General features: G+C 70.5%; 20 protein-coding genes and 1 pseudogene. 7 read left to right on the top strand and 14 right to left on the bottom strand.

Features of this window, described 5'->3' with window-relative positions:
* Positions 1-127: 127 nt before the first annotated feature.
* The 6 genes from AC3AOF_RS29080 to AC3AOF_RS29055 form a co-directional block, all read right to left on the bottom strand.
* Positions 128-1,915, bottom strand: a complete 1,788-nt coding sequence (locus AC3AOF_RS29080) for a NirA family protein (protein ID WP_488347221.1) — start codon at positions 1,913-1,915, stop codon at positions 128-130.
* 11 nt (positions 1,916-1,926) lie between these two features.
* Entirely contained in the window at positions 1,927-3,144 is a 1,218-nt protein-coding gene (locus AC3AOF_RS29075; RefSeq protein ID WP_488347220.1) for an NAD(P)/FAD-dependent oxidoreductase, read from the bottom strand.
* Between the two features lie 4 nt (positions 3,145-3,148).
* Positions 3,149-3,958, bottom strand: coding sequence for an ABC transporter ATP-binding protein (locus AC3AOF_RS29070; protein WP_488347219.1), 810 nt, complete (start codon positions 3,956-3,958; stop codon positions 3,149-3,151).
* Between the two features lie 12 nt (positions 3,959-3,970).
* Positions 3,971-4,831, bottom strand: a complete 861-nt coding sequence (ntrB, locus tag AC3AOF_RS29065) for a nitrate ABC transporter permease (RefSeq protein WP_488347218.1) — start codon at positions 4,829-4,831, stop codon at positions 3,971-3,973.
* Entirely contained in the window at positions 4,831-6,117 is a 1,287-nt protein-coding gene (locus tag AC3AOF_RS29060; RefSeq protein ID WP_488347217.1) for a CmpA/NrtA family ABC transporter substrate-binding protein, read from the bottom strand. The genes ntrB and AC3AOF_RS29060 overlap by 1 nt, the downstream gene beginning before the upstream one ends.
* A gap of 422 nt (positions 6,118-6,539) precedes the next feature.
* A complete protein-coding gene (locus AC3AOF_RS29055) occupies positions 6,540-7,541 on the bottom strand; it encodes a DMT family transporter (protein ID WP_488347216.1) in 1,002 nt (333 codons plus the stop codon).
* 90 nt (positions 7,542-7,631) lie between these two features.
* Between AC3AOF_RS29055 and AC3AOF_RS29050 the strand changes: the two genes are divergently transcribed.
* Positions 7,632-8,246: a TetR family transcriptional regulator C-terminal domain-containing protein gene (locus tag AC3AOF_RS29050; protein ID WP_236987592.1), complete on the top strand. Its 615-nt coding sequence runs from the start codon at positions 7,632-7,634 to the stop codon at positions 8,244-8,246.
* A gap of 280 nt (positions 8,247-8,526) precedes the next feature.
* Here the strand turns inward: AC3AOF_RS29050 and AC3AOF_RS29045 are convergent, their stop codons facing one another.
* Positions 8,527-9,528 (bottom strand): CmpA/NrtA family ABC transporter substrate-binding protein, encoded by a 1,002-nt coding sequence (locus tag AC3AOF_RS29045; RefSeq protein WP_488347215.1) that lies wholly within the window; start codon positions 9,526-9,528, stop codon positions 8,527-8,529.
* Entirely contained in the window at positions 9,525-10,154 is a 630-nt protein-coding gene (locus tag AC3AOF_RS29040; protein ID WP_488347214.1) for an ANTAR domain-containing response regulator, read from the bottom strand. The genes AC3AOF_RS29045 and AC3AOF_RS29040 overlap by 4 nt, the downstream gene beginning before the upstream one ends.
* A gap of 227 nt (positions 10,155-10,381) precedes the next feature.
* Between AC3AOF_RS29040 and AC3AOF_RS29035 the strand changes: the two genes are divergently transcribed.
* The 3 genes from AC3AOF_RS29035 (at position 10,382) to tkt (ending at position 15,166) form a co-directional block, all read left to right on the top strand.
* Positions 10,382-11,032, top strand: coding sequence for a hypothetical protein (locus AC3AOF_RS29035; protein WP_488347213.1), 651 nt, complete (start codon positions 10,382-10,384; stop codon positions 11,030-11,032).
* Between the two features lie 97 nt (positions 11,033-11,129).
* Positions 11,130-13,043, top strand: coding sequence for a glycoside hydrolase family 15 protein (locus AC3AOF_RS29030; RefSeq protein WP_488347212.1), 1,914 nt, complete (start codon positions 11,130-11,132; stop codon positions 13,041-13,043).
* 47 nt (positions 13,044-13,090) lie between these two features.
* The gene (tkt, locus tag AC3AOF_RS29025) at positions 13,091-15,166 is read left to right on the top strand and encodes a transketolase (RefSeq protein WP_488347211.1); all 2,076 of its coding nucleotides are present in this window, start codon (positions 13,091-13,093) and stop codon (positions 15,164-15,166) included.
* Between the two features lie 286 nt (positions 15,167-15,452).
* Here the strand turns inward: tkt and AC3AOF_RS29020 are convergent, their stop codons facing one another.
* Positions 15,453-15,875 (bottom strand): VOC family protein, encoded by a 423-nt coding sequence (locus AC3AOF_RS29020; RefSeq protein WP_236987598.1) that lies wholly within the window; start codon positions 15,873-15,875, stop codon positions 15,453-15,455.
* A 349-nt stretch (positions 15,876-16,224) separates the two neighbouring features.
* Complete coding sequence (locus tag AC3AOF_RS29015) at positions 16,225-17,805, bottom strand: methyl-accepting chemotaxis protein (protein WP_236987599.1); 1,581 nt, start codon at positions 17,803-17,805, stop codon at positions 16,225-16,227.
* A gap of 534 nt (positions 17,806-18,339) precedes the next feature.
* Here AC3AOF_RS29015 and AC3AOF_RS29010 point away from each other — a divergent pair.
* Complete coding sequence (locus AC3AOF_RS29010; protein ID WP_488347210.1) at positions 18,340-18,510, top strand: hypothetical protein; 171 nt, start codon at positions 18,340-18,342, stop codon at positions 18,508-18,510.
* A gap of 10 nt (positions 18,511-18,520) precedes the next feature.
* On the opposite strand, the gene der is transcribed toward AC3AOF_RS29010, so the two are convergent.
* From der to AC3AOF_RS28995, 3 genes and pseudogenes are all read right to left on the bottom strand, one after another.
* Positions 18,521-19,867: a ribosome biogenesis GTPase Der gene (gene der / locus AC3AOF_RS29005; protein WP_236987600.1), complete on the bottom strand. Its 1,347-nt coding sequence runs from the start codon at positions 19,865-19,867 to the stop codon at positions 18,521-18,523.
* A 212-nt stretch (positions 19,868-20,079) separates the two neighbouring features.
* Positions 20,080-20,790, bottom strand: a pseudogene (locus tag AC3AOF_RS29000) (tetratricopeptide repeat protein); the annotation flags it as partial.
* Positions 20,791-20,903: 113 nt separating this feature from the next.
* On the bottom strand, positions 20,904-21,515 hold the full coding sequence (locus tag AC3AOF_RS28995; RefSeq protein WP_488347209.1) for an NnrU family protein: 612 nt from the start codon (positions 21,513-21,515) through the stop codon (positions 20,904-20,906).
* Positions 21,516-21,615: 100 nt separating this feature from the next.
* Between AC3AOF_RS28995 and AC3AOF_RS28990 the strand changes: the two genes are divergently transcribed.
* Entirely contained in the window at positions 21,616-22,770 is a 1,155-nt protein-coding gene (locus tag AC3AOF_RS28990) for a hypothetical protein (RefSeq protein WP_488347208.1), read from the top strand.
* Between the two features lie 159 nt (positions 22,771-22,929).
* Positions 22,930-23,523: a COG3904 family protein gene (locus tag AC3AOF_RS28985; RefSeq protein WP_488347207.1), complete on the top strand. Its 594-nt coding sequence runs from the start codon at positions 22,930-22,932 to the stop codon at positions 23,521-23,523.
* Positions 23,524-23,589: 66 nt separating this feature from the next.
* On the opposite strand, the gene AC3AOF_RS28980 is transcribed toward AC3AOF_RS28985, so the two are convergent.
* A complete protein-coding gene (locus tag AC3AOF_RS28980; RefSeq protein ID WP_488347206.1) occupies positions 23,590-24,012 on the bottom strand; it encodes an EamA family transporter in 423 nt (140 codons plus the stop codon).
* Positions 24,013-24,157: the final 145 nt, after the last annotated feature.

Genomic DNA, 24,157 nt, shown 5'->3' with positions numbered 1-24,157 from the left:
CTTCCGGAGGAGCCACATTCGGCACGTCCCCCTCACCCTCGCGGCGAACCTGCGGTTCGCAGCTCGCTGCATCCCCTGAACGGGGACGCAGCCCTCTCCCCGCCCGCGGGGAGAGGAGAAGGGTGCCTTACTCGGCCGCCTCCAGCAGCCGGGCGTCGGCGAGGCCCTTCAGCGCCTCCGGCCCGCGGCGGGCGGTATAGGCCTGGAAGCTCTCCTGCGGGCCGGTGCGGTGTCGGAGGTAGTCGGTGAGCAGGGCCTCGACCCGGCTGGGGCAGTCCTCGGCCTTCACGGCCTTCCAGATCTCGGTGCCGATCTTGGCCGCCTCGCCGAACCCGCCGCCGACCACGATGTCGTAGCCCTCGACGGTGTCGCCCTCCTCGCTCACCGTCACCTTGGCGCCGATGAGCCCGATATCGCCGATATAGTGCTGGGCGCAGGAATGGTGGCAGCCGGTGAGGTGGACGTTGACCGGCACGTCGAGACCCGGCACCGCGGCCTCGACGTGGTCGGCGATGAGGAGCGCGTGGCCCTTGGTGTCGGCGGCGGCGAACTTGCAGCCGCGGTTGCCCGTGCAGGCGACGAGGCCGGCGCGGATGCTCGACGCCTTGGTGGAGAGCCCGAGGGCCGCCACGCGGGCTTCGACCTCCGCCACCTTGTCGTCGGGCACGCCGGAAAAGAGAAAATTCTGCCACACGGTCAGGCGGATCTGGCCGTCGCCGCACTCCTGCGCGATCGTGGCGAGCGCCCGCATCTGGTCGGTGGTCATCTTGCCGACGGGCAGCACCACGCCGATCCAGTTGAGGCCCGGCTGAACCTGGGCATGCACGCCGACATGGGCGTAGCGGTCGAAGCCGCCGCGGGGCTTCACATGGGCGGGATCGACCCGCTCCAGCTTGCGGCCAAGCTTCTCCTCGACGGCGGCGAGGTACTTGTCATAGCCCCAGGCGTCGAGGACGTATTTCATCCGCGCCTTGTTGCGGTTGGTGCGGTCGCCGTTCTCGATGAAGACCCGCAGGATCGCATCGGCGACGGCGTTGCACTCGCGGGGCCTCAGGACTACGCCGGTGTCGCGGGCGATGTCGCGGTGGCCGGTGATGCCGCCGAGGACGAGCCGCATCCAGATGCCCGGCTCGACCGCGGCGCCCTCCAGAACCTCGATCGCCTGGAAGCCGATATCGTTGGTCTCCTCCAGCACCGGCAGCACGCCGCCGCCGTCGAAGGCGACGTTGAACTTGCGCGGCAGGCCGAAGAGCGAGCGGTCGTTGAGGATGTGGTTGTGCCAGGATTTCGCCAGGGGGCGCGTGTCGAGGAGTTCCTGGGCGTCGATGCCCGCCGTCGGCGAGCCGGTGACGTTGCGGATGTTGTCGGCGCCCGCGCCCCGGGCGGTGAGGCCGAGATCGATCAGCCCGTCGAGGAAGGGCTGGCCGTGCTCGGGGCTGATCTCCCGCACCTGGAGGTTCGCCCGCGTCGTGACGTGGCTGTAGCCGCCGCCATGGGCGTCGGCGAGATCGGCGATGCCGGCGAATTGCCAGTGATGCAGGATGCCGTTCGGGATCCGCAGGCGGCACATGTAGGAGTTCTGGGCCGGCGCGACCCAGAACAACCCGTGATAGCGCCAGCGAAAATTGTCCTCGGGCTTCGGGGCCTTGCCGGTCTCGGCCTCGGCGATCAGCCGGTTGTGGCCGTCGAAGGGGTTCTCGGCCCGCTTCCACTTCTCCTGGTCGGCGAGCTTGCCGCCGTTCTTCACGATGCGGTCCTGCGCCTTGATGTGGATCGCGTCCGGCCCGGTCGGCTCCGCGGCGGGCGCAGGCGCAGTTCCGCCGCCGGCGAGGCCGCCGGTCATGCGGAGGGCGGCGATGCCGTGGGAGAAGCCTTCGAGGTAGCGCTTCTGCTCGGCGTCGAAGTCGTCGGCCATTGCGGGCTCCTTCACGCTGCGAGGGGTTGGGGAGTGGGGCGCCCGAACATCAGGTCGTCCCGGTCGTCGGACGTGATGGTGTCGCCGGTGCGGATCAGGGTCTTGCACCAGCCCTGCTCGGCGACGTCGCCGACGAAGACCGCGCCGATCAGCTGGTCGCCGTCGATCACGAGCTTGCGGTAGAGGCCGGCGGCCGGATCGCTCCAGGTCACGGCTTGCGCGCCCTCGGGCACGTCGACCGCACCGGCGGAGAAGACCGGCAGGCCCGACACCTTGAGGCTGGTCGCGAGCGAGGTGCCGGCGTAAGCCGCCTCGATCCCGCAGAGATGGCGGGCCAGCACCTCGGCCTGCTCGTAGGCCGGCTCGACGAGGCCGTAGGTCTGGCCCCTATGCTCGGCGCATTCGCCGAGGGCGTAGATGCCCGGCACCGAGGTCGCCATCGTATCGTCGACCCGGATGCCGCGGCCGACCGCGAGGCCGGCGCTGGCGGCGAGCGCCGTCGAGGGGCGCACGCCGACCGACATCACCACGAGATCGGCCGGCAGCACCGTGCCGTCGGACAGGATCAGGCGCTCGACCCGGCCGTCGCCCTCGACCCACGCGGTGTCGGCCTTGAGCAGCACCCGGACGCCGCGGGCCTCCATCGCCTCGCGCACCAGGCTGGCGGCGGCGTGATCGAGCTGGCGCTCCATCAGCCGGTCCATGACGTGGAGGAGCGTGGTGTCGACCCCGAGCCGCGCCAGCCCCACCGCCGCCTCGAGCCCCAGCAGCCCGCCGCCGATCACGATGGCCCGGGCGCCGGCCACCGCCGCCCGGCGGATCGCCGCCACGTCGGCGAGGTCCCGGAAGGTGATGACGCCCGGAAGATCCATCCCGGGCTTCGGCAGCCGGATCGGCACCGAGCCGACCGCCAGGACCAGCTTGTCGTAGGGCAGCACCAGCCCCTCGCCGACCTGCACCACCCGCTCGGCGGTGTCGATCGCGGTCGCCGGCGCGCCGGTGACGAGGGTGATGCCGTGCTCGGCGTACCAGTCGAGCCCGCGGAAGGTGCAGGCCGCCTCGTCGACCTCGCCGCCGAGCAGCGACGACAGGAGCACCCGGTTATAGGCCGCCACCGGCTCGGCGCCGATGCAGGTGACGGCGTAGCGGCCGGGGGCGGCATCGAGCAGGCGCTCCAGGAAGCGGAGCGAGGCCATGCCATTGCCGATGACGACGAGGCGCTCGGACATGGGATCAGGCCGCGATCGCGGGTTTGGCGTGGCGGGCGTAGAGGAATTCCAGCACCTCGGCCCGGGCATGGGTGTAGGTCGGGTCCTCGACGAGCTCCAGGCGCTTGCGCGGCCGGGCGAGCGGCACCGTCAGGACCTCGCCGATCGTCGCCGAGGGTCCGTTCGTCATCATGACGATCCGGTCGGAGAGGAGCACCGCCTCGTCGACGTCGTGGGTGATCATGATGACGGTGTTCTTCAGCCGCAGGTGGATCTCCATCAGCTGGTCCTGGAGATGCGCCCGGGTCAGGGCGTCGAGCGCACCGAAGGGCTCGTCCATCAGCAGCACCTTCGGCTCCATGGCGAGCGCCCGGGCGATGCCGACGCGCTGCTTCATGCCGCCGGAGATCTCGTGCGGGCGCTTCTCGGCGGCGTGGGTCATGTTGACCAGCGCCAGGTTGTGCTCGATCCAGTCGCGTCTTTCGGCCCGGCTCTTCCTGGCCTTGAGCACCTTGTCGACGGCGAGCGCCACGTTCTCGCGCACCGTGAGCCAGGGCAGGAGCGAGTGGTTCTGGAACACCACCGCCCGCTCGGGGCCGGGACTGTTCACCTCCTTGCCGTCGAGGAGGACGCCGCCGGTGGAGGCCTTCAGAAGACCCGCCACGATGTTGAGCACGGTCGACTTGCCGCAACCGGAATGGCCGATCAGCGAGACGAACTCGCCCTTGTCGATCTTCAGGTTCACGTCGCGCAGCACTTCCGTGGTGCGCCCCGACCGGGTGAAGCTGATGCCGATCTGCTCGAGGCTGAGATGGGTCGAAGTGAGAGTGGTCATGGGGGGCCTCCCTCAGGCCGTGGCGGTGCCGCGGGTGACGAGGTGGCCGAGGCCGGCGACGAGGCGGTCGAGCACGAAGCCGATCATCCCGACATAGACCAGGGCCACGATGATCTCGCTGATATGCGAGGAGTTCCAGGCGTCCCAGATGAAGAAGCCGATGCCGACGCCGCCGATCAGCATCTCGGCGGCCACGATGGCGAGCCAGGACAGGCCGACGCCGATGCGAAGACCGGTGAAGATATACGGCGCCGCCGAGGGCAGCATCACCTTGGCGAAGAACTCGAAGGCGTTGAGGCGGAGCACTGCGGCGACGTTGCGGTAATCCTGCGGGATGTTGCGGATACCGACCGCGGTATTGATGATGATCGGCCAGATCGACGTGATGAAGATCACGAAGATCGCCGAGGGCTGGCCGTCCCGGAAGGCGGCGAGGGAGAGCGGCAGCCAGGCGAGCGGCGGGATGGTGCGCAAGACCTGGAAGATCGGGTCGAGCCCGCGCATCGCCCATTCGGACTGGCCGACGAGGGTGCCCAGCAGCACGCCGGCCACCACCGCCAGGGTGAAGCCGAGGGCCACGCGCTGGAGGCTGGCGGTGATGTGCCAGAACAATCCCTTGTCGGTGCCGCCATTGTCGTAGAACGGGTGGACGATGATGTCCCAGGCATCGGTCACGACGCGCGAGGGCGGCGGCAGGCCGGCGCCGGGGCGCCCGCACAGGACTTCCCAGACGAGCAGGAAGACCGCCAGCACGACGAGCGGCGGCACGATCCGGAGCGCCAGGCCTTTGAGGGCGGCGCGGGTGACGAGGGGAGCCCGCGCTCCCTCCCGCCTGGCGGCGACGACGCGCCCGAGAGTGGTTCCGAGAGCCATCACGCCACCTTCTTGATGCCGAGGCTGTTGAGGTAGGCGGACGGGTCCGCCGGATCGAAGATCTTGCCGTCGAAGAAGGTCTCCTGGCCGCGCGAGGTCGAGGCCGGGGCGGTCACGCCCATGCCCTTGGCCACCTCGCGCCAGATGTCCTCGCGGTTGACCTTGTCGATCAGCGCCTTGGTGTCGGTCTGGGGATCGAACTTGCCCCAGCGGATGTCCTCGGTAAGGAACCAGAGGTCGTGCGACTTGTACGGGTACGAAGCGTTGTCGGCCCAGTACTTCATGATGTGCGGGCTGTTCGACACCTTGCGGCCGTCGCCGTAATCGAACTCGCCCTTCATCCGCTTGACCACGTCGCTCGCCGGGACGTTGATCCACTGGCGCTTGGCGACGATGCCGGCGAGCTCGTCACGGTTCTCCGGCTTGTCGCACCATTGTTGCGCCTCCATCACGGCAGCGAGCAGGGCTTTCGCGGCATTCGGGTGCTTGTCGACCCAGGACGCGCGCATGCCGAGCGCCTTCTCCGGGTGGTCCTTCCACAATTCGCCGGTCGTGAGCGCAGTGTAGCCGATGCCCTGCGTGATCAGCTGCTCGTTCCACGGCTCGCAGACGCAGAAGCAGTCCATCGTGCCGACCTTCATGTTCGCCACCATCTGGGCCGGCGGCACGACGATGGTCTCGATGTCCTTGTCGGGGTCGATGCCGCCGGCGGCGAGCCAGTAGCGGATCCAGAGGTCGTGGGTGCCGCCCGGGAAGGTCATCGCGGCCTTCACCGACTTGCCGGACGCCTTCTTGCGCTCGAGCGCCGCCTTGAAGGGCTTGGTATCGAGGGCGACCTTGTCGCCCATATGCTCCTTGGCGACCGAGATGCACTGGCCGGCGAGGTTGAGCCGGGCCAGGATGTACATCGGGACGGGAACGTTGTTCTGCGTCACCCGGCCGGCACTGATCAGGTAGGGCATCGGGGTCAGGATGTGGGCGCCGTCGATGCCGTTGCCCTCGGAGCCCAGCACCAGGTTGTCGCGGGTGGTGCCCCAGGAGACCTGCTTCAGGACCTCGACGTCCGGCATCCCATGCTTGGCGAAGATGCCCTTCTCCTTGGCGGCGAAGAGGGGGGCGGCGTCGGTGAGCGCGATGAAGCCGAGCTTGGCGCCCTTCACCTCGGGTCCGGCTCCCTGCGCGAAGGCGCCGCCGGGCAGGGCCACGCGGGAGGCCGCCGCCAGCGACAGGGCGCCGGCCGCCCCCTTGAGGAGGCCGCGACGCGTGGTGTGCTCAACGCTGCTCATCGATCACTCACCCTCAAAGCCCTGCGCCGCGTTGGGCGCGCGATCCGGTCCCGAACGCAAAAAACCGCTGCCCAAGGTCTTCCGCCGGCCGCGCGGTTGCGGGCCCACAGGGGAACTCGGGTCAGCGGCTCTGCTGACGGTCGGTGCCCGTCGGCGCTGACGGACGGGACAGGATGAGCAGGTTCCGTGCCAACTGCCTCGCGGGCCAATCAAGTGCTTGAAACTGGTATCGTTCGCAGCTTGGCCGGGCAGGCGGCGGCATCAGCTCGGCCGGCGAGTGCGATGCACAAATGATAGGCTGGACGGGCGGGGAAATGGGCAGCCGTGCCGTGACCGGAAACGTTGCTCCCCCTTGATCGATCTCCGATCGGTCGGCCTGGGCGAGGGTTGCCCTGCGTTCCTTGCAGCCACCGATGGTTCCTTCACGATCGGGATGCCGCCTCTCGACATGGCTCGTGAGGACTTGGCTCGTGAGGACTTGGCTCCCGAGAACCTGGCTCCCGAGAACCTGGCTCCCGAGAAGGCCGCGCCGACGCGACCGCGTCGCCCGAACGCGGCTTCGCCTGTCCGGGTGGCCCTCCCGTCGCGCCCCGTCCGAGCTGCGGCGTCAGGTACCAGACCACGGCGGCCAGAACGATCGCGCCTCCCAGCAGCGCGCCGGGGCCGGGATCTTCGGATACGACGATCCAGACCCAGAGCGGGCCGAGCACGACGTCGAGAAGTCCGATCAGCGCCGCTTCCGTGGAGGGGATATGACGGCTGCCCATCAGGAACAGGAGGAAGGACAAGGCCGTCGTCAGGATGCCCAGGGCGGCGAGAAGGGCCAGGGCGGTCGTGCCCGGCACGGCACCCGAGGACAGGGGCAGGGCCACGAGCACGCACAGAAGCGCGGCGACGGCATTGACCCGGACGAGGTCGACCCGCTCGAAGCGGCGCGCCACGATCAGCAGCCCGGCAAAGGCGACGGTCATCAGGACGGCGAACCCGTTCCCTGCCGCGTCGTCGAGACGCGCCGACCGACCGGCGACCATCAGGACCCCGATCAGGGACGCCGCACTCGCGATCAGCATCCGCCGCGATGCGCGTTCGCCCAGCAGCCACCAAGCCAGCCCTGCGGCGGCGAAGGGGAGCGTCGCGTAGACGACCAGGACGTTGGCCACGCTCGTCAGGGTGAGCGACGCAGCGTAGGCGGCCATCGTGACGGCGGCCAGCACCGACGCGCCGAGACCGGTCCACCCGAACCTCATGCCCCGGGCGGGACGGAGGATCGCGATCGCCAGGAGGGCGAGGCCGGCGAACGCGGAGCGCCACAGGATCAGGTCCCAGACCGGCAGATCGATCAGGCGCACGAACAGCCCGGCGAGGCTCCAGAGGAATGCAGCGGCCGTCACGAGGACGAGCCCGTCTCGGCGTCGATCATCCATGCCCGCATCTCCCCTGGCGCGCCATCGCTTGAGACGACCGGTCTACTCATAACGTTGACGCTTTGAGACGACCAGTCTAATTTTTGCGCCATGGCACGACGAGACACGCGCGAGATCCTCATCGCGGAAGGCCTCAAGGCCTTCCTGGCCCGCGGCTACGAGGGGATCGGCATCCAGCCCATCCTGTCCGGCGCGGGCGTTCCGAAAGGGTCCTTCTACAACTTCTTCCCGAGCAAGGAGGCCTACGCGCTGGAGATCGTCGACGCCTATGCGGCACGATACGAGGCTTTCCGGCTCGCCTGCTTCGCGGCGGACGGCTCACCGCTGCAGCGGATGCGGGGCTACTTCGAGGCTCTGGAGGCCGAGATGGAGGGGGCCGGCGAGACGGCAGGATGCCTCTACGGCGTGCTGGCGCAGACTAGCGCGCCGCACAGCGAGGCGCTTCGCTCACGGCTCAAGGCGGCCTTCGCGAACTGGCGGTCCCATCTGGCGGACCTCCTCGACACGGCGAAGGCCGCCGGCGAGTTGGCGCCCGCGACCGATACCGTCGCGCTCGCCGACGCCATCATCGACGCTTACGAGGGCGCCGCCGTGCGGATGCGCGCGGAGGGAAACACGGCTCCGATGCGACGCTTCCGCGAACGAACGATGGAAGCGCTCCTGTCCGCTCATGCGGCCTGTGATACGCGCGAGCCTGCCCCGTGACTCCTTCGGCCAGAAGATCGCAGCCGGCTCCATGGCCGGCGGGCCCATGGATGTGGTCCTGGGAGCCTGTTTGATCCGCGCGACAGTCTTCAAGCTCACTGCGTCGTTCCGGGGCCGCGCAACGGAGCCTGGAATCCAGATACGCCGGAGTTTCCGGACAATGCGGACGGCGTCGCGCTTCGTTCTTACAACTCAGCGGTTCCGGGTTCCGGGTTCCGCAGCGCGGCCCCGGAATGACCAGGAGGGTGTCAATTCCGTTGGATTGCACCAAACACGGTTCTCACGCCGGCGCCAGCAGGTCCGGCCTGTACAGACCCACCGCCTCCGCCGGCACCGCCCCGCCCTCGATCTGCCCCGCCGCCGCCATCTCGTCGATCATCCAGCCGAGGGCGCGAGGATCGGGGGTGAGTTCCGGCTCGCCGAGCACGAGATAGTCCGAGGCCTCGACCATCGGCCCGCCCGGCGCGAGGCGCAACGCCCCGGCCAGGCCCCGCACGATCAGCGCCGGATCGATCCCGAGATGGCGCGGGGCGCCGAGCAGGCCGGCCAAAGCCTCGCGGTTGTCCGGATCGCCGCACCAGCGGGCGCTGCGCTTCAGGGCGCGCAGGAGCGGGGCGGCACGGTCCTCCATCTCGGCGGGAAGCGCCAGGACCTTCTCCGGGCAGCCCGGCGCGATCGCGCTGCCCAGGGCCGCGATGCGGCCGACCCCGGCCTCGACGGCGACGCTGCTCCAGGGGGCGCCGACGCAGAAGCCGTCGATCGCGCCGCCTTGCAACGCCGCGACGGTGCGGGGCGGCGGGACCACGACGAGGCGGACCGAAGCGAGCGAGCTGCCGCCGAGCGCCAGCAGGCGCCGCCACTGATAGGTGTGGCTGGAATAGGGATGGACGGTGGCGAGCGTCAGCGGGCGCCCCCCGGCGGCGCGGGCCTCGGCCACCCGGGCGAGCGCGCGCGCCACATCCGCCACGGCGTCGGATGCGGCAGCGAGTGCCTGCCAGAGCGGCAGCGACAGGGTCACGGCGTTGCCGTTGCGGGCGAGCGCCGCCGGCGCGATCAGGCGCGCCTGCGGCCCGCTCAAGCCTAAATGGCAGGCGAGCGCCAGCGGCGCCAGCATGTGGGCGCCGTCGAGGAGGCCGAGCGCCAGGCGGTCGCGTAAGGTCGCCCAGGAGGGTTCCGCCACCAGGTCGACGGCGAGCCCCTCCTCGTCGGTGAAGCCGCGCTCCACCGCGGCGATCAGCACCGCGGCGTCGGTGAGCGGAACGTAGCCGAGCTGCAGCCTCATCCGAGCAGGTCCGCGGCGGTGACGATCGCGCGGGCGATGTCGACGATCTTGCGCTTCTCGTTCATGGCCTTGCGCCGGAGCTGCTTGTAGGCCTCGTCCTCGGTCAGCCCCTTGGCGCTCATCAGGATGCCCTTGGCGCGCTCGATCAGCTTGCGGTCGGCCAGCTCGCCCTTCGCCTCGCTGAGCTCCCGCTGCAGCCGCGCGAAGGCGTTGAAGCGCAGGATCGCGATCTCGATGATGGGCTTGATCCGCTCGGCCCGCAGACCGTCGACGATATAGGCCGAGATGCCGGCATCGACCGCCGCCTGCATCATCGGCGTGTCGGTGCGGTCGACGAACATCGCCACCGGCCGCTCGACCAGGCGCGAGACCCCGAACATCTGCTCCAATACGTCGCGGCTCGGGCTCTCGAGGTGGATCACCACCACGTCCGGCGAGACGGCGGAGAGCCGGTCGAGGAGGTCGGCGGTGTCGGGGATGACCACGACCCGGGCGCCCTCGACGGCGCGCAGGCCCTCTTCCAGGATCGCGGCCCGGGCGCGGCTCGGGTCGACGACGGCGATGGTGAGGCTCTCGCCCGGGGAGGGGGCGGAGGAGGCCGGAGACGGTGTTGCGCGGTCGGGCATGGCGGCGTCGGATCACGCAAATGTTGGGCCTTCGCGGGCGGCGGTGCCGCCCGGCCCGGTTGCCCTTACCCCAGGGAGAGCGCAGGCGGGAGGGCCCGATTGTGGGGAGTATCGGCGCCACGCCCCCGCCCGGCATTCCGCCCCTCGACACGAAACCGCAAAGAAACGGCCCCGCTTCGGCCCGAAAGCCGCGCTTCACTCCGGCATCGATCGGCGGGGAGGTTCGGATGCGGCAGAACGGGCGGATGCGCAAGCCGGCGGAGGCGAGCGCGATCGGAAGCCTGCCCGGCGCATCGCGGGGCTACCTGCCGCTCCTGCCCACCGCCTGCATCGCGATCTGCCTCGCGGCCGGCTCGCTGTACTGGCGCGAGGCGCCGCCGCGGGCGCCCGAGGGCCACGTCGCCGCGATGCAGCCGCTGCCGCCGGGAAGCGACCTCTTCCGCATCGGCACGGAGGGGGACGGACGCGCGCGCGCGCCCTACCCGCTCGAGTTCGAGCAGCAATTCCCGCTGATCGCCGGCCTGCCGGCCGAGGTCGCCGCGCCGGTGCTGCCGACCCCCGAGACCAAGCCCGACGGCAAGGCCCCGCGCCGCACGGCCGCGCATCGCTCCAAGGTGATGCCGGCGTTGGCGGTGCCGGCGCTCGCAGACTTGCGCCCGCCGCCCCGGCCCGACGACCTCAAGCCCCGCAAGGCCAATGCGGCAAGTCCGGAGCCGGCGACCCGCACGGCGAGCAGCGGGGCGGAGCCGGAGCGCTCGGCGCCTTGGCTGCCCTTCGCGCCGACCGGCCGGATGGTGACGCAGACCATGGTGGCGCTCGGCGACGGCGTGACCAACGCGGGCGCCGCGATGATCGACCTCATCGACAGCCGACGCTGAGCCCGGATCGGCGAGGGCTCCGGTCGAGCAAGGCCGGGTTGGCCGAAGGGAAGGCCGCTCTAGCTAACGGCGTCACGGCTTTCGTTCGGGACGCATCATGGCGTTGCTCATCGAGGATTACGCGCTCGTCGGCGACGGGCGCAGCGCGGCGCTGATCGGGCGCGACGGCAGCGTCGACTGGCTGTGCTGGCCGCGCTTCGACGCGTCGGCCTGTTTCGCGGCCCTGCTCGGCACCCGCGCGGATCACGGCCACTGGCGCATCGCGCCCGCCGCCGAGGCGACGACCACCCGCTGCTACCGCGAGAACACGCTGGTGCTCGAGACCACCCACGAGACTGCCGAGGGCGCGGTGCGGGTGGTCGATTTCATGCCGGTCGAGGACGGCACCCATCTCGTGCGCCTCGTCGAGGGCGTGCGCGGCCGGGTGGCGATGCGCATGGACCTGGTGGTGCGCTTCGATTACGGCTCCGCCGTCCCCTGGGTGTCGCGCAGCGAGAACGACGACCTGCGGGCCATCGCCGGGCCGAACAAGCTGGTGCTGCGCACCCGTGCCCCCCTCAAGGGCGTCGGCCAGACCACGGTGTCGGACTTCACCGTCGAGGCCGGGCAGAGCGTGGCCTTCGTGCTGAGCTACGGCCTCTCGCACGAGGAGGATCCGCCGCCGATCGAGCCGCGCCGGATGCTCGCCGGCACCACCGCCTGGTGGCGCTCCTGGTGCCAGCGCTGCCGCGGCGGCACGCCCTGGGACGCGGTGCTGACCCGCTCGCTCCTGACGCTCAAGGCGCTGATCTACCGGCCGACCGGCGGCATCGTGGCCGCCCCCACCACCTCGCTCCCCGAGCAGATCGGCGGCGTGCGCAACTGGGATTACCGGTTCTGCTGGCTGCGCGATTCCACCTTCACGCTGCTGGCCCTGATGGATGCGGGCTATATCGACGAGGCCCGGGCCTGGCGCGACTGGCTCACCAGGGCGGTGGCCGGCAGCCCGGCCCAGGCCCACATCCTCTACGGCATCGCCGGCGAGCGCCTGCTGCCCGAGATCGAGCTCGACTGGCTGCCCGGCTACGAGGGGTCGCGGCCGGTGCGGGTCGGCAACGCGGCGGCCCAGCAATTCCAGCTCGACGTCTACGGCGAGTTGTTCGACGCCCTGTTCCAGGCCCATCAGCGCGGCATGCTGGCCGACGAATCCGGCGTCCGGGTCGGCCGTGCGCTCCTCGATCACCTGGAGCGGGTCTGGCGCGAGCCCGACGAGGGCATCTGGGAGGTGCGCGGCGGGCGCAAGCACTTCGTCCACTCGAAGGTGATGGCCTGGGTCGCCTTCGACCGGGCGATCCGGTTCTACGAGGACCAGGTCTCCCAGGCCCGCCCCGACGACGAGCCGACGGCGGGCGACGCCGAGGCGGTCGCGCGCTGGCGCGGCGTGCGCGACGAGATCCACCGCGAGGTCTGCGAGAAGGGCTTCGACCGGGACCTCAACAGCTTCGTGCAGTATTACGGCGCGAAGGACCTCGACGCGAGCCTGTTGCTCATCGCCCATATGGGCTTCCTGCCCCAGGACGACCCGCGCGTCGTCGGCACCGTCGAGGCGATCGGCCGCGACCTGATGCACGAGGGCTTCATCCTGCGCTACGACACCAGCGGCCAGACCACCGACGGCGGTTCTACCGACGGCTTGCCCGCCGGCGAGGGCGCGTTCCTGCCGTGCAGCTTCTGGTACGCCGACAACCTGATCGGGCTCGGCCGCTGCGACGAGGCTCGCGCCCTGATCGAGCGCCTGCTCGCGCTCTGCAACGATGTCGGGCTGCTCGCCGAGGAGTACGACCCGGTGCGCAAGCGCCAGGTCGGCAATTTTCCGCAGGCGTTCAGCCATGTCGCGCTCGTCAACACGCTTCTGAACTTCAGTCGGGCGACCGGACCCGCTAAGGAGCGCGGCGGAGACCCGGACGCGGCGGGCCATCCGGGCGAGCGGCCCGTGATGCACCCGCAGGCGGCCGAAAGCCCTGCGACGTAGAACCATCGCGGAGCACCGCCCCTTTTCTCGACCGACGAGGCCCTGACATGAGCGCAGCCGACACCAAGCCGAAGGCCGGCACCAGCGAGATCGACCAGCGCAGCATCGACACGATCCGCACGCTGACGATCGATGCCGTGCAGAAGGCCAATTCGGGCCATGCCGGCGCGCCGATGGGCCTGGCTCCCGTCGCCTTCACCCTGTGGAACCACTATCTCCGCTACGACCCGGCGAACCCGCACTGGCCGAACCGCGACCGCTTCGTGCTCTCGGTCGGCCACGCCTCGATGCTGCTCTACAGCCTCCTCCACCTCGCCGAGGTGGCGGAGAAGGACGGGGCCAACGCCCCGGCCGTGAGCCTTGAGGACCTCAAGAAGTTCCGCCAGCTCGACAGCCGCACCCCGGGCCATCCGGAATACCACTTCACCACCGGCGTCGAGGTCACCACCGGGCCGCTCGGCCAGGGCGTGGCGAACTCGGTCGGCATGGCGATGGGCGGCCGCTTCCTCGGCGAGCGCCTGGCCTACGGCGACCGGCCGCTCTTCGACTACAACGTCTACGCGATGTGCAGCGACGGCGACCTGATGGAGGGCGTCTCGGCCGAGGCCGCCTCGATCGCCGGGCACCTGCGCCTGTCGAACCTGTGCTGGATCTACGACAACAACACCATCACCATCGAGGGCCATACCGACCTCGCCTTCAGCGAGGAGGTCGCCGCCCGCTTCCTGGCCTATGGCTGGCAGGTGCTGCGCGTCGCCGACGCCAACGACACCGTGGCGGTGTCGCACGCCATTGAGACCTTCCTGCAATCGGGCGACCGTCCGACGCTCATCATCGTCAACTCGGTGATCGGCTACGGCGCGCCGACGAAGCAGGGCACGCCGAAGGCCCATTCGGACGCGCTCGGCCCCGACGAGGTCAAGGGCGCCAAGCGCGCCTATGGCTGGCCGGAGGACGAGCAGTTCCTGGTGCCGGACGGCGTCTACGACAATTTCCGCAAGGGGCTAGGCGCCCGCGGCAAGGCCCTGCGCGAGGAGTGGCTGGCGCTGGTCGAGGAGGTGAAGGCCGGGGATGCGGGCCTCGCCAAGGACCTCGCCACCTATCTCGCCGGCGGCCTGCCGGAGGACTGGGACGCCGACATCCCGGTCTTCCCGGCGGATGCCAAGGGCCTTGCCACCCGCGAATCGTCGGGCAAGGTGCTCAACGCCATCGCCAACCGGGTGCCGTGGCTGCTCGGCGGCTCGGCCGACCTCGCGCCGTCGAATAAGACCAAGCTCGAGAGCCCGGAGGCCGGCACCCTCGGACCCTTCACGCCCGGCGGCCGCAACATCCATTTCGGCGTGCGCGAGCACGCGATGGGCTCGATCGTCAACGGCTTAGGGCTGGTCGGCCTGCGCGCCTACGGGGCGACCTTCCTGGTCTTCTCCGACTACATGCGCCCGCCGATCCGGCTCGCCGCCCTGATGGAGCTGCCGGTCTTCCACGTCTTCACCCACGATTCGATCGGGGTGGGCGAGGACGGGCCGACCCACCAGCCGGTCGAGCACCTGCTGGCGCTCCGCGCGATTCCCGGCCTCGTCACCTTCCGCCCGGCCGACGCCAACGAGGTGGCGGAGGCCTACCGCGTCATCATGCAGCTCAAGCACCAGCCGGCGGTGCTGGCGCTCAGCCGCCAGCCGCTGCCGACCGTCGACCGCGAGAAGTATGCGCCGGCCTCGGGCACCGCCAAGGGCGCCTACGTGCTCGCCGGGGCCGACGAGGCGAAGCCCGACGTGATCCTGATCGGCACCGGCTCCGAGGTGCAGCTCTGCCTCGGTGCCTACGAGACCCTCAAGGCCGAGGGCGTGAAGGCCCGGGTGGTGTCGATGCCGTCCTGGGATCTGTTCGAGCAGCAGGACGAGGCCTACCGCAACAGCGTGCTGCCGCCCGAGGTGACGGCCCGCGTCGCGGTCGAGCAGGGCTCGGTGATCGGCTGGGACCGCTACACCGGCAGCGCCGGCACGATCCTGGGCATGCACACCTTCGGCTCCTCGGCGCCGATCAAGGATCTGCAGACCAAGTTTGGCTTCACGCCGGAGAAGGTGCTGGAGGCGGCGCGCGCCCAGCTGAAGAAGAAGGGCTGAGACACTTGTGAAGTCCGCCGGCGGTGTCCGGCGGGCTTCACACCATTCATGGTCATCCCGGAGCCGCGACGGAGCCCCGGATCCATAGCCGCCGACGATGCCGGATGAAGCGGGAGGCACCTCTCCTTCGATCGGGGCTTTGGGCCGAAAATCCAGTCAGCTCGATCGTGCGAAAGACCACTGAGGGTGGGGAGTGGACCCTACCCATCTGCCCAAGAGCGGACGTTTCGCGTCCGACCCAAGTCGGACGCTCGGGCCGCACTCGGCGCTGCTCGAAAGCGGCTACTCAGACGCCAAAGGTCACTAGTCCGCGCTCATCGATCACCCATGCTGGGTTCCAAGCTATCTCCCAGGCATGGCCATCAGGATCGCTCAGATATCCGCGGAACCCACTATGTGGCGGCTCATCAGCTTCTCGCAGCAGCTTTCCACCCGCCGCAATGAGCCGTTGAATAGTGGGCTCAACTTCGCTTTGGTTCTCGACGTTATGAGCAAGGGCGAAGGCGCTCGGGGTTGGTCCGCTCACCCGCCGCATGTCGCCATCCAGCCCGGGATTTAGCCACGTTCCGAGCACGAACCCGTTCATCTGGTAAAAGATGATCTCCTCGTTCTCGAAGATCGGCGCCCAACCGAAACCTCCGACATAGAAATCGCGGGATCGGTTGAGTGACGACACGCCGAGCGTGATCACCGAAATCTGCTGCTGCATAGCCAAGCCCTCTCGTTTGCTTGAGCAATAGCGCTCAGAGCATTTAAGGTCTTGGGCCGTCGACGGAGCGACGGAAGGACCCGCTTGCGCGGGGGCCGGGCCAACCGCACCGACCTAACCTGTTTCAGACGAGGCATCGTGCTTGATGCAGCGTCGCCCTGCAACTGCTGAACGTCGGCTCGCACATAGAGTGAGCCGAAAGCCGACAGGCAGGAAACCACCCAACGCAGTCGTTGACCCCTGCCGCGTCAACGGCCTGGAAGCGGACCTTCCCGGGGGCCGCAACGGGTCGAAAGCAGCCCCCCGCACAGCCAAGCTGTTTCGGTTTCGATCCTCCGGTAACGCCGGCTCACGCCGCCTTCACCGCCGCCAGGAACCCGCCGACCTCGCGGGTCAGGCCGTCGGAGTGGCGCGCGAGGACGAGCGCGGCGTCGAGGACCTGGCCAGCGGTCTCGCCGGTTTCGCCGGCCTCCCGGCGCAGCGCGCCCAGGGTCTCGGTGACGTGGCCGGTCCCTTCGGCCGCCTCGCCGACGCTGCGGGCGATCTCCCGGGTGGCCGCGCCCTGCTCCTCCATCGCGACGGCGACGGACGCCGCGGAGGCCGACATCTCGCCGATCACCCGGCCGATGCGCTGGATGTCGGCGACGGCCGCCCGGGTCGCGGCCTGGATCGCCTCGATGGTGGCGTTGAGCGCCAGGAGGTTCGTCTGGCCGGCGATGCCGGCGATGACCGCGACCACCCGGTCGATGCGCTCGGCGGCCTGCGCCAGCGCACCCACCGTGGCGTCGGTGCGGCGGGCATCCTCCACCGCCTGCCCGGCCATGCGCGAGGTCCGGGCGACCTGCTGCACGATCTCCTGGATCGCGGCCGTCATCTGCCCGCTCGCCGCCGCGACGGCCTGGACGTGGCCGGAGGTCCGCTGCGCCACGCCGGCCGCCGCGTCGGTGCGCCCGGCCCCGGCCTCGGCTCCCGCCGCCATCGCCCGGGCGGCGGCCTCCATGGTGTCGGCGGCCCCGGCGAGGTCGCGGGAGAGGTCCCCGACCTTGGCCTCGAAATCCTGCGCGAGGCCGTCGACCAGGGCGGCGCGCCGGGCGGCCGCCGCGTTGCGCTCGCTCTCCCGCTCGGTCAGGCGCCGCATCTCGCCGGCGGAATCCTTGAAGACCTGAAGCGCCCGGGCGAGCGCGCCGATCTCGTCCCGCCGCCCCGTGCCCTCCACCGCGACCGCGAGGTCGCCCGCCGCCAGCGCGTTCATCGCCCGCGCCATCCGGGCGAGCGGCCGGGCGATGCCCAGGACCGCGATGGCCGCGAGGGCCGAGAAGGCGAGGACGAGGCCGAGCCCGGCCAGCAGCGTCAGGCGCGTCTTGGTCGCGGCGGCGGCAGCCTCCGCCGCGTCCCGGGCCGCCGCCAGCGCGGCGAGCGTGCGCTGCACCCGCGCATCGATGGCGGCGGTCGCCTTGGCGCGCCGCCCGGCATCCTCCTGGGTCGAGAGCGCGAAGGCGACGTCGGTCATGCCCTGCTGGGCGTTCGCCACCACCTTGGCCGAGAAGGCGAGGTAGTCGGCGATGCCGGCGCGGGCCGCCTCGTCCTGCCGGCGCTCGTCGTCCCCCTCGGCGAGGGCGACGAGCCGCTCGGCCTCCGCGCCGGCCAGCGCCTCCGCCGCCCCGTGCTGCTTGGCGAGGGCCTGGCGCACCGCGTCGTCGCCCTCGATGATGACGCTCTTCTGGGCGATCGCCGCTTCCTCGACGGCATTCGCCACCCGCAGGGCCGCCACCGCCCGGCTGGTGCGGATGTCGACGATCTCGCGCGTGGTCCGCCCCATGGCGTCGAGCCCGTCCCGGGCGAGCCCGACCAGCCCGAGGGCCACGATGAGGACCAGCCCCGCCGGCAGGGCCAGCTTGGCGATGAGCTTGAGATCGTTGAAGGCGCGCATGGGCGATCTCCGGCATGGGGAGGCCCGGGCCCGCACGGCCGCACCGTCCCATCGGACAATGATGACGCCAGGTAGTCGTCGTCGGTTTAACATAATATTGCTATGTCATATCGCCTTGACGCTGATCATCGCAATCCGTCGTGCAATAATTTCCCGATTATTCGTCAGATCATACGACTCGTGTACGATAATTCTACTTTAGGAAAAATGGTGCAGGCGGCAGGATACCGGTCCGCCGGGCGGGGCCTCCGCGAGCGGAGGCGCTCTCGCGACCGATGGGCCGCGGATATCCGCTCGAGACAAAGAAGAGGCGCGGGTGCCATCCTCTCATCCGCGGGCGGCCCGGCAATCCGGGGAAGACCGGACAGCCCCGTGCGGGCGGGGAGAGGAGAGAGCGCCCCATCCCAAGCCCCAGCCGGCAAAGCTCTCCCGTGCCTGCGAAAATCGGCCTGCCGCCCGGTCATTGGCGGTCGCCAAGGCGGACGGAACGCGGTAGATCCGTCGGCAACCAGTCAAGACGGGGGTCTTCAGGCGATGAGCGATTCCACCGACCGGTTCAAGCGCGCGCCCAAGCGCAAGGCCGCGCAGGCGCGCACCCTCACGGTGTCGCCGGAGGCCAAGGCGGCCTACGAGAAGCTGATCCGCGAGAAGGAGGAGCGCGAGGCCTACGCCCGCAACCTCCCCGCCGACCAGAGACCGCGCTGACCCGCGCGCCCTACTCGCTCTTGTCGAACGGGTTCTTCGAGGTCCGGAGCGACAGGCGGATCGGCACGCCCGGCAGCTCGAAGGCCTCGCGCAGGCTGTTGACGAGGTAGCGGGTGTAGGATTTCGGCAGCGCGTCGAGCTGGTTGCCGAACAAGGCGAAGTGCGGCGGGCGCGACTTCACCTGGGTGGCGTAGCGGATCTTGACCCGCCGGCCGGACACGGCCGGGGGCGGATTGGCCTGCGTCGCCTCGCTCAGCCACTGGTTGATCTTGGCGGTCGAGATCCGGCGGTTCCACACCTCGGCGGTGGAGGTGACCGCGTGCATCAGCCGGTCGATGCCCTCGCCGGCCAGCCCCGAGAGCGGCACCACCGGGGCACCGCGCACCTGCGGCAGCAGGCGGGTCGCCTTCTCCTTGAGGTCCTTCAGGAGGCCCGGCTGGTCGGCGACGAGGTCCCACTTGTTGAGACCCATCACGAGGGCGCGCCCCTCCGACTCGACGAGATCGACGATGGTCAGGTCCTGCTTCTCGAACGGGATCGTGGCGTCGAGGAGCACCACCACGACCTCGGCGAAGCGCACGGCGCGCAACCCGTCCGAGACCGCGAGCTTCTCCAGCTTGTCGTCGATCCGGGCGCGGCGGCGCATGCCGGCGGTGTCGTGCAGCTTGATCCGCCGGCCGCGCCACTCCCAGTCGAGCGAGATCGAATCGCGGGTGATGCCGGCCTCGGGGCCGACGAGCAGCCGGTCCTCGCCGAGCATCCGGTTGATCAGCGTCGACTTGCCGGCATTCGGGCGGCCGACGATCGCGACCTTAAGCGGCTTGCCCTCGCCCCCTTCCTCGTCATCGTCGTCGTCCTGCTCCGGCAGCACGGCTTCCAGCGCGTCGAGGAGGTCGCCCATGCCCTCGCCGTGCTCGGCCGAGAGCGGGACGGGATCACCGAGGCCGAGCGCGAAGGCCTCGTAGGCGCCGGCCATGCCGGCCCCGCCCTCGGCCTTGTTGGCGAGCAGGATGACGGGCTTGTCGGCCCGGCGGACCAGTTCGGCGAAGGGCTGGTCGGCGGGCAGGAGACCCGCGCGGGCATCGATCACGAACAGGACCGCGTCGGCCTCGGCGATGGCGGCCTCGGTCTGGGCGCGCATCCGGCCGGCGAGCGAATCGGCCTCGGCCTCCTCGAGCCCCGCGGTGTCGAGGATGCGGAAGCGCAGGTGGCCGAGGCGCACCTCGCCCTCGCGCCGGTCGCGGGTCACGCCCGGCCGGTCGTCGACGAGGGCGAGCTTGCGGCCCACCAGACGGTTGAACAGCGTCGACTTGCCGACGTTGGGACGCCCGACGATCGCGACGATGGGCATCGACATGGAGGTCTTCCTAAAAAATAGCAGCGGGCGGGCACGCCGCGAGGCGCGCCGCCCTGTCGAGATGATGATGCGGGACGCAAACGCCCCGCGCTATGGGGTTTTTAGCGCGTCGCCGCGGGTGCAGGGGCCTCTTGGGCGGGGGCCTCTTGGGCAGGTGCCTCTTGGGCGGGTGCCTCTTGGGCGGGTGCCTCTTGGGCGGGAGCGGGCGCGTCGGTGACGACCGGCGGCGGGGGCGCCGCCGGGGCCGGGGCTGCCGCTGCGGTCACCTGCACGGGACCGCCGGCCACCAGGCCGACATAGATCTCGAGCCGCTGGCGCAGGCCCGCCGGGGTCTCGCGGTCGGCGGCGATCTGGTCGAACCAGCGGCCGGCCCCCTCGAAGTCGCCCTTCTTGAGCGCCACGAGGCCCAGCATCTCGCGGGCGGTGTGGCGGAAGGCGTTCGCCGGCGCGGCGAGGCTCTGGAGCGTGTTGAGCGCGGTCGCATCGTCCTTGTCGACGAGGAGCAGCGCCCCGCGCAGGCGGGCGAGGTCGCGCAGGGACTGGCCGACCGAGGTGTCGTCGGCGATCGCCGCATAGGCCTTGGCGCCGGCCGCCGGATCGGCCTTGCCGGCCTCGGCCGCGGCGCGCAGGCGCGCCAGCAGGCGGTAGCCGAACGGCGCCTCGGCGGCGACGCCCGCGAAGGCCTTCTCGGCATCCTCCGGCGTGCCGTCCTTGGCGCGGCGAAGCGCCTCCTCGAAGCGCTGGCTCGCGGCCTCCGCCTGCTGTCCTTGCGCGTGCTGCCAGTAGCGCCAGCCGCCGACGCCCAGCACCACCAGCACCGCGAGACCGATGAACACGCCGCTGTAGCGCGACCAGATCTGGGTCAGGCGGTCGCGCCGGTACTCGTCGTTGACCTCGCGGATGAACTCGTTCTCGCTCATGATCTTCTATGGCTCGCCGCCACCTGAGGAACCGGTGGGCTCTTCGCCGCGACCGTGCGACAGGGCCGGTCGCGTAGCACAGTCCCGGCGGGAAGTCAGGCCCGGTCGGGAATTGCTCAGGCCTGGCCCGGCCACACCGCGACGCCGATGAGCCAGGGGTGCAGCACCCGCGCGAAGACGAACCAGGCGGCAATGCCGATCACCACTGCGAGCGCGTCGTTGCGCCAGCCCGCCTGCGCGACGACGGGACCGCCATGCGGCTTCACCTCGTCCCGGCGCTCAATCTTGTCGCGACGCTTGGCACTGATCCGCGCCATCACCGCCCAGGCCAGGATCGTCCCGAACAGGATCATCGAGCCGAGATCGCCGTTGGCGAGAAGATGCGCGGTGGCCCAGATCTTCACGCCGAGCAGCATCGGGTGCTTCGCCTTCGTCTTGATCCGCCCCGGCAGGTAGGCGGCGACGAAGCTGATGAAGGCGAAGAGCACCAGCAGCAGGGCGAGGTGCCGGGTCCAGACCGGGGGCGACCACACCTCGATCATGCCGTGCGCCCGGTACTGGCCGTAGCCGTAGCCCAGCAGCACGAGGCCGGCGAGCGCCAGGACCGAGTAGCCGATCTTGTAGGGGCCCTCCCCCACCCGGGCGATCAGGGCGGCGCGGGGGCTGCGCGCCATCGTGAAGGCGTGGGTGCCGAGGAACAGCACGAGGCCGGCGATCAGGAGGAGCATCGGGGGAAAACCCTCACGAGAACGGCCGGACTCGGCGAAGACCGAAAGCAAGCCTCAAGCACTCTTGGGCAGGCTCGAAAGCGAAGTCCAGGGTCGCCGCATGCTCCTCCGCCTCCTCCTCGCGTGTCTCTGCGTCGCGGTCACGCTGAAGCCTGCCGCCGCCGAGCCTCCCCTCTCGGCCCTGACCCTTGTCGGCGCGCCCCGCCTCGTCTTCACGCCCAAGCGCGACGCCTGCGACGGGCACGACGTGCCGGACGCCCCCGCCCGGGCGTTCCGCGAGGCCGAGGGCGGGATCGTGCTGTTCGGGATGCATTATCGCAATCGCGCCTTGCGCGGCCGCGACTTCGACGCCTTGAAGCTGGACTGCACGGTGGTGCTCGATTCCGCCTTCAAGCCGGAGCCCGAGGCCTTCGACGACCGCACCTGGATCACCGCCACCTGGACCGAGGACGGCAGGCGGGTCGAGGCGCTGCTGCACGAGGAGTACCACGCCGACGAGCACAAACGCTGCCGCACCACGGGGACCTTGGCCTGCTGGTACAACGCGGTGCTCGCCGCCCGCTCGAGCGATGGCGGGCACAGCTTCAGCCGCACCACGCCGCCGACGGTGGTGGCGGCGGCCCCCTTCCGCCAGGAGGTCGAGCAGGGCCGCCACCGCGGCTTCTTCAACCCGTCGAACATCTTTTCCGACGGCCGCTTCCGCTACTTCTATGCGTCCACCACCGGCTGGACCGGCCAGCCCTTCGGCGTCTGCCTGTTCCGCAGCGACGACGTGGCCGATCCCGCCCGCTGGCGTGCCTTCGACGGCAAGGCGTTCACCGCCCGCTTCCCCAACCCGTACCTGAAGGGCGCCAAGGCGACGGGCCCCTGCGCCCCGGTGGCGCCGTTCCCGGCCCCGGTCGGCTCGGTGAGCCGCCACCGCGGCACCGGCGCCTGGATCGCCGTGTTCCAGGCCGCCGCCGGCGGCGTCTTCCCCCGCTCCGGGATCTACTGGAGCACGTCGCGCGATCTCCTCGCCTGGGACGCGCCGCGCCTGCTGATCGCCGGATCCACCCTCTACGACGATCCGTGCACGTCCGGCGGCGAGCTCGTCAGCTACCCCTCGCTGATCGATCCCGCCGCCCCCGGCCGCAACTTCGACACGGTGGGTGACACGGCGACGCTGTTCTACGTCACGCTCAAGACCAAGGGCTGCGAGGTCACCTCGGAGCGCGACCTCGTGCGGCGGCCGGTCTCGATCAAGGTCTGGCCGTGAGCGGATACGGACAAGAGACGAGAGAGAGAAATAAAGACACAGTCAACACGTCGACAAGATCTGACGAGATATGGGCAAGTCGAACAGACTACGAGACCACTGGCCCTCCGCCTCACGCTGCGTCATGATGCCGGCGGGGAAGCGCTCGGAGGAACGGCGATGCGGTGGCGGATCCTGGCATGCGTGGCGGCCGTCTCGATCGCGGGCGTCGGCCCGTCCCGGGCGATGAGCCTCTCGGAGAGCGGCGATCAGGCCACCCTCGCCGGTGCGATCGTGCCCGGCGACGGCGAGGCCTTCGCCCGCTTCCTCGCCGGGCCGCACGCCCGTCCGCTGCGGGTCGTCTACCTCAACAGCGGCGGCGGCAAGGTGCTGGAGGGCATCGCCATCGGCCGGGCGATCCGCCGCGCCGGCCTCGTCACGGCGGTGGATGCGCAGGCGGCGCGGTGCGACAGCGCCTGCACGCTGATCTTCGCCGGGGGCGTGCGGCGCCACTACATCCACGGCGAGGACGTGTACGAGGGGATGTCGGGCCGCTCCGGCCTCGGCTTCCACACGGCGCACCGTCCGGGCAACCGGGTCGAGGCGAACACGCTCAACCAGCGCGGCACCGACAACATGCGCCGGTTCTACGGCGAGATGGGCCAGCCCGGCGCCGCGACGCTGGTCGACAAGGCCGCGTTCGACAGCCTCTACCGCCCGTCGGGCAGCACCGCCCTGACCCTCGGGATCGCCACGAGCCTGCAGGCGCCGTGATCGGCTTCTTCGACGGGATCGTCAGGAGAGCGTGGCGAGCCTCGGGCCGATGACGGGCGCGACGGCTCACCCCCGCCAGGTGAGCAGGTAGGCGCCAACCACCACCAGCCCGACCCCGAGCCAGTTCACCCCCGACAACCGCTCGCCGAGCAGCGTCGCGCCCAACACGGCCACCAGCACGATCGACAGCTTGTTGAGGGTCGCGACCTGCGCCGCCCCGCCGACCTTGAGGGCGCGGAAGTAGCAGGCCCAGGAGCCGGCGGTGGCGAGCCCCGACAGGCTAAGTAGGCCGAGATTGCGCCCGGTGAGCGCCCGCAGGGCCTGCCACTGGCCGGTGGCGAGGCAGAGTGCCCCGAGCGCCGCCAGGATCACCACGGATCGCATGAAGGCGGCGGCGTCCGACTCCGCCCCGGCGCTGCCGGCCCGGGCCAGCACGGCCGTGATGGCGGTGAACACGGCCGAGACCAGCGCCCAGATCTGCCAGGACATCCCGCGACCCCTCTTTCCCGCTTTTGCCCATCTCGGGCGGCATCATGAATGGCCGGCATGCGCGGATGCCGACAATGCGTTTCACTGGCGCACCGCCCTGCTCCAGCTTGCCGCGCCAAGGCCCGACGGAGCCCGACGGCCCGAG

Source organism: Methylobacterium sp. 142-1Y (assembly GCF_057747795.1).
The sequence above is the reverse complement of the archived record's forward strand: the minus strand, read 5'-3'. Positions and strand labels throughout refer to the sequence as shown.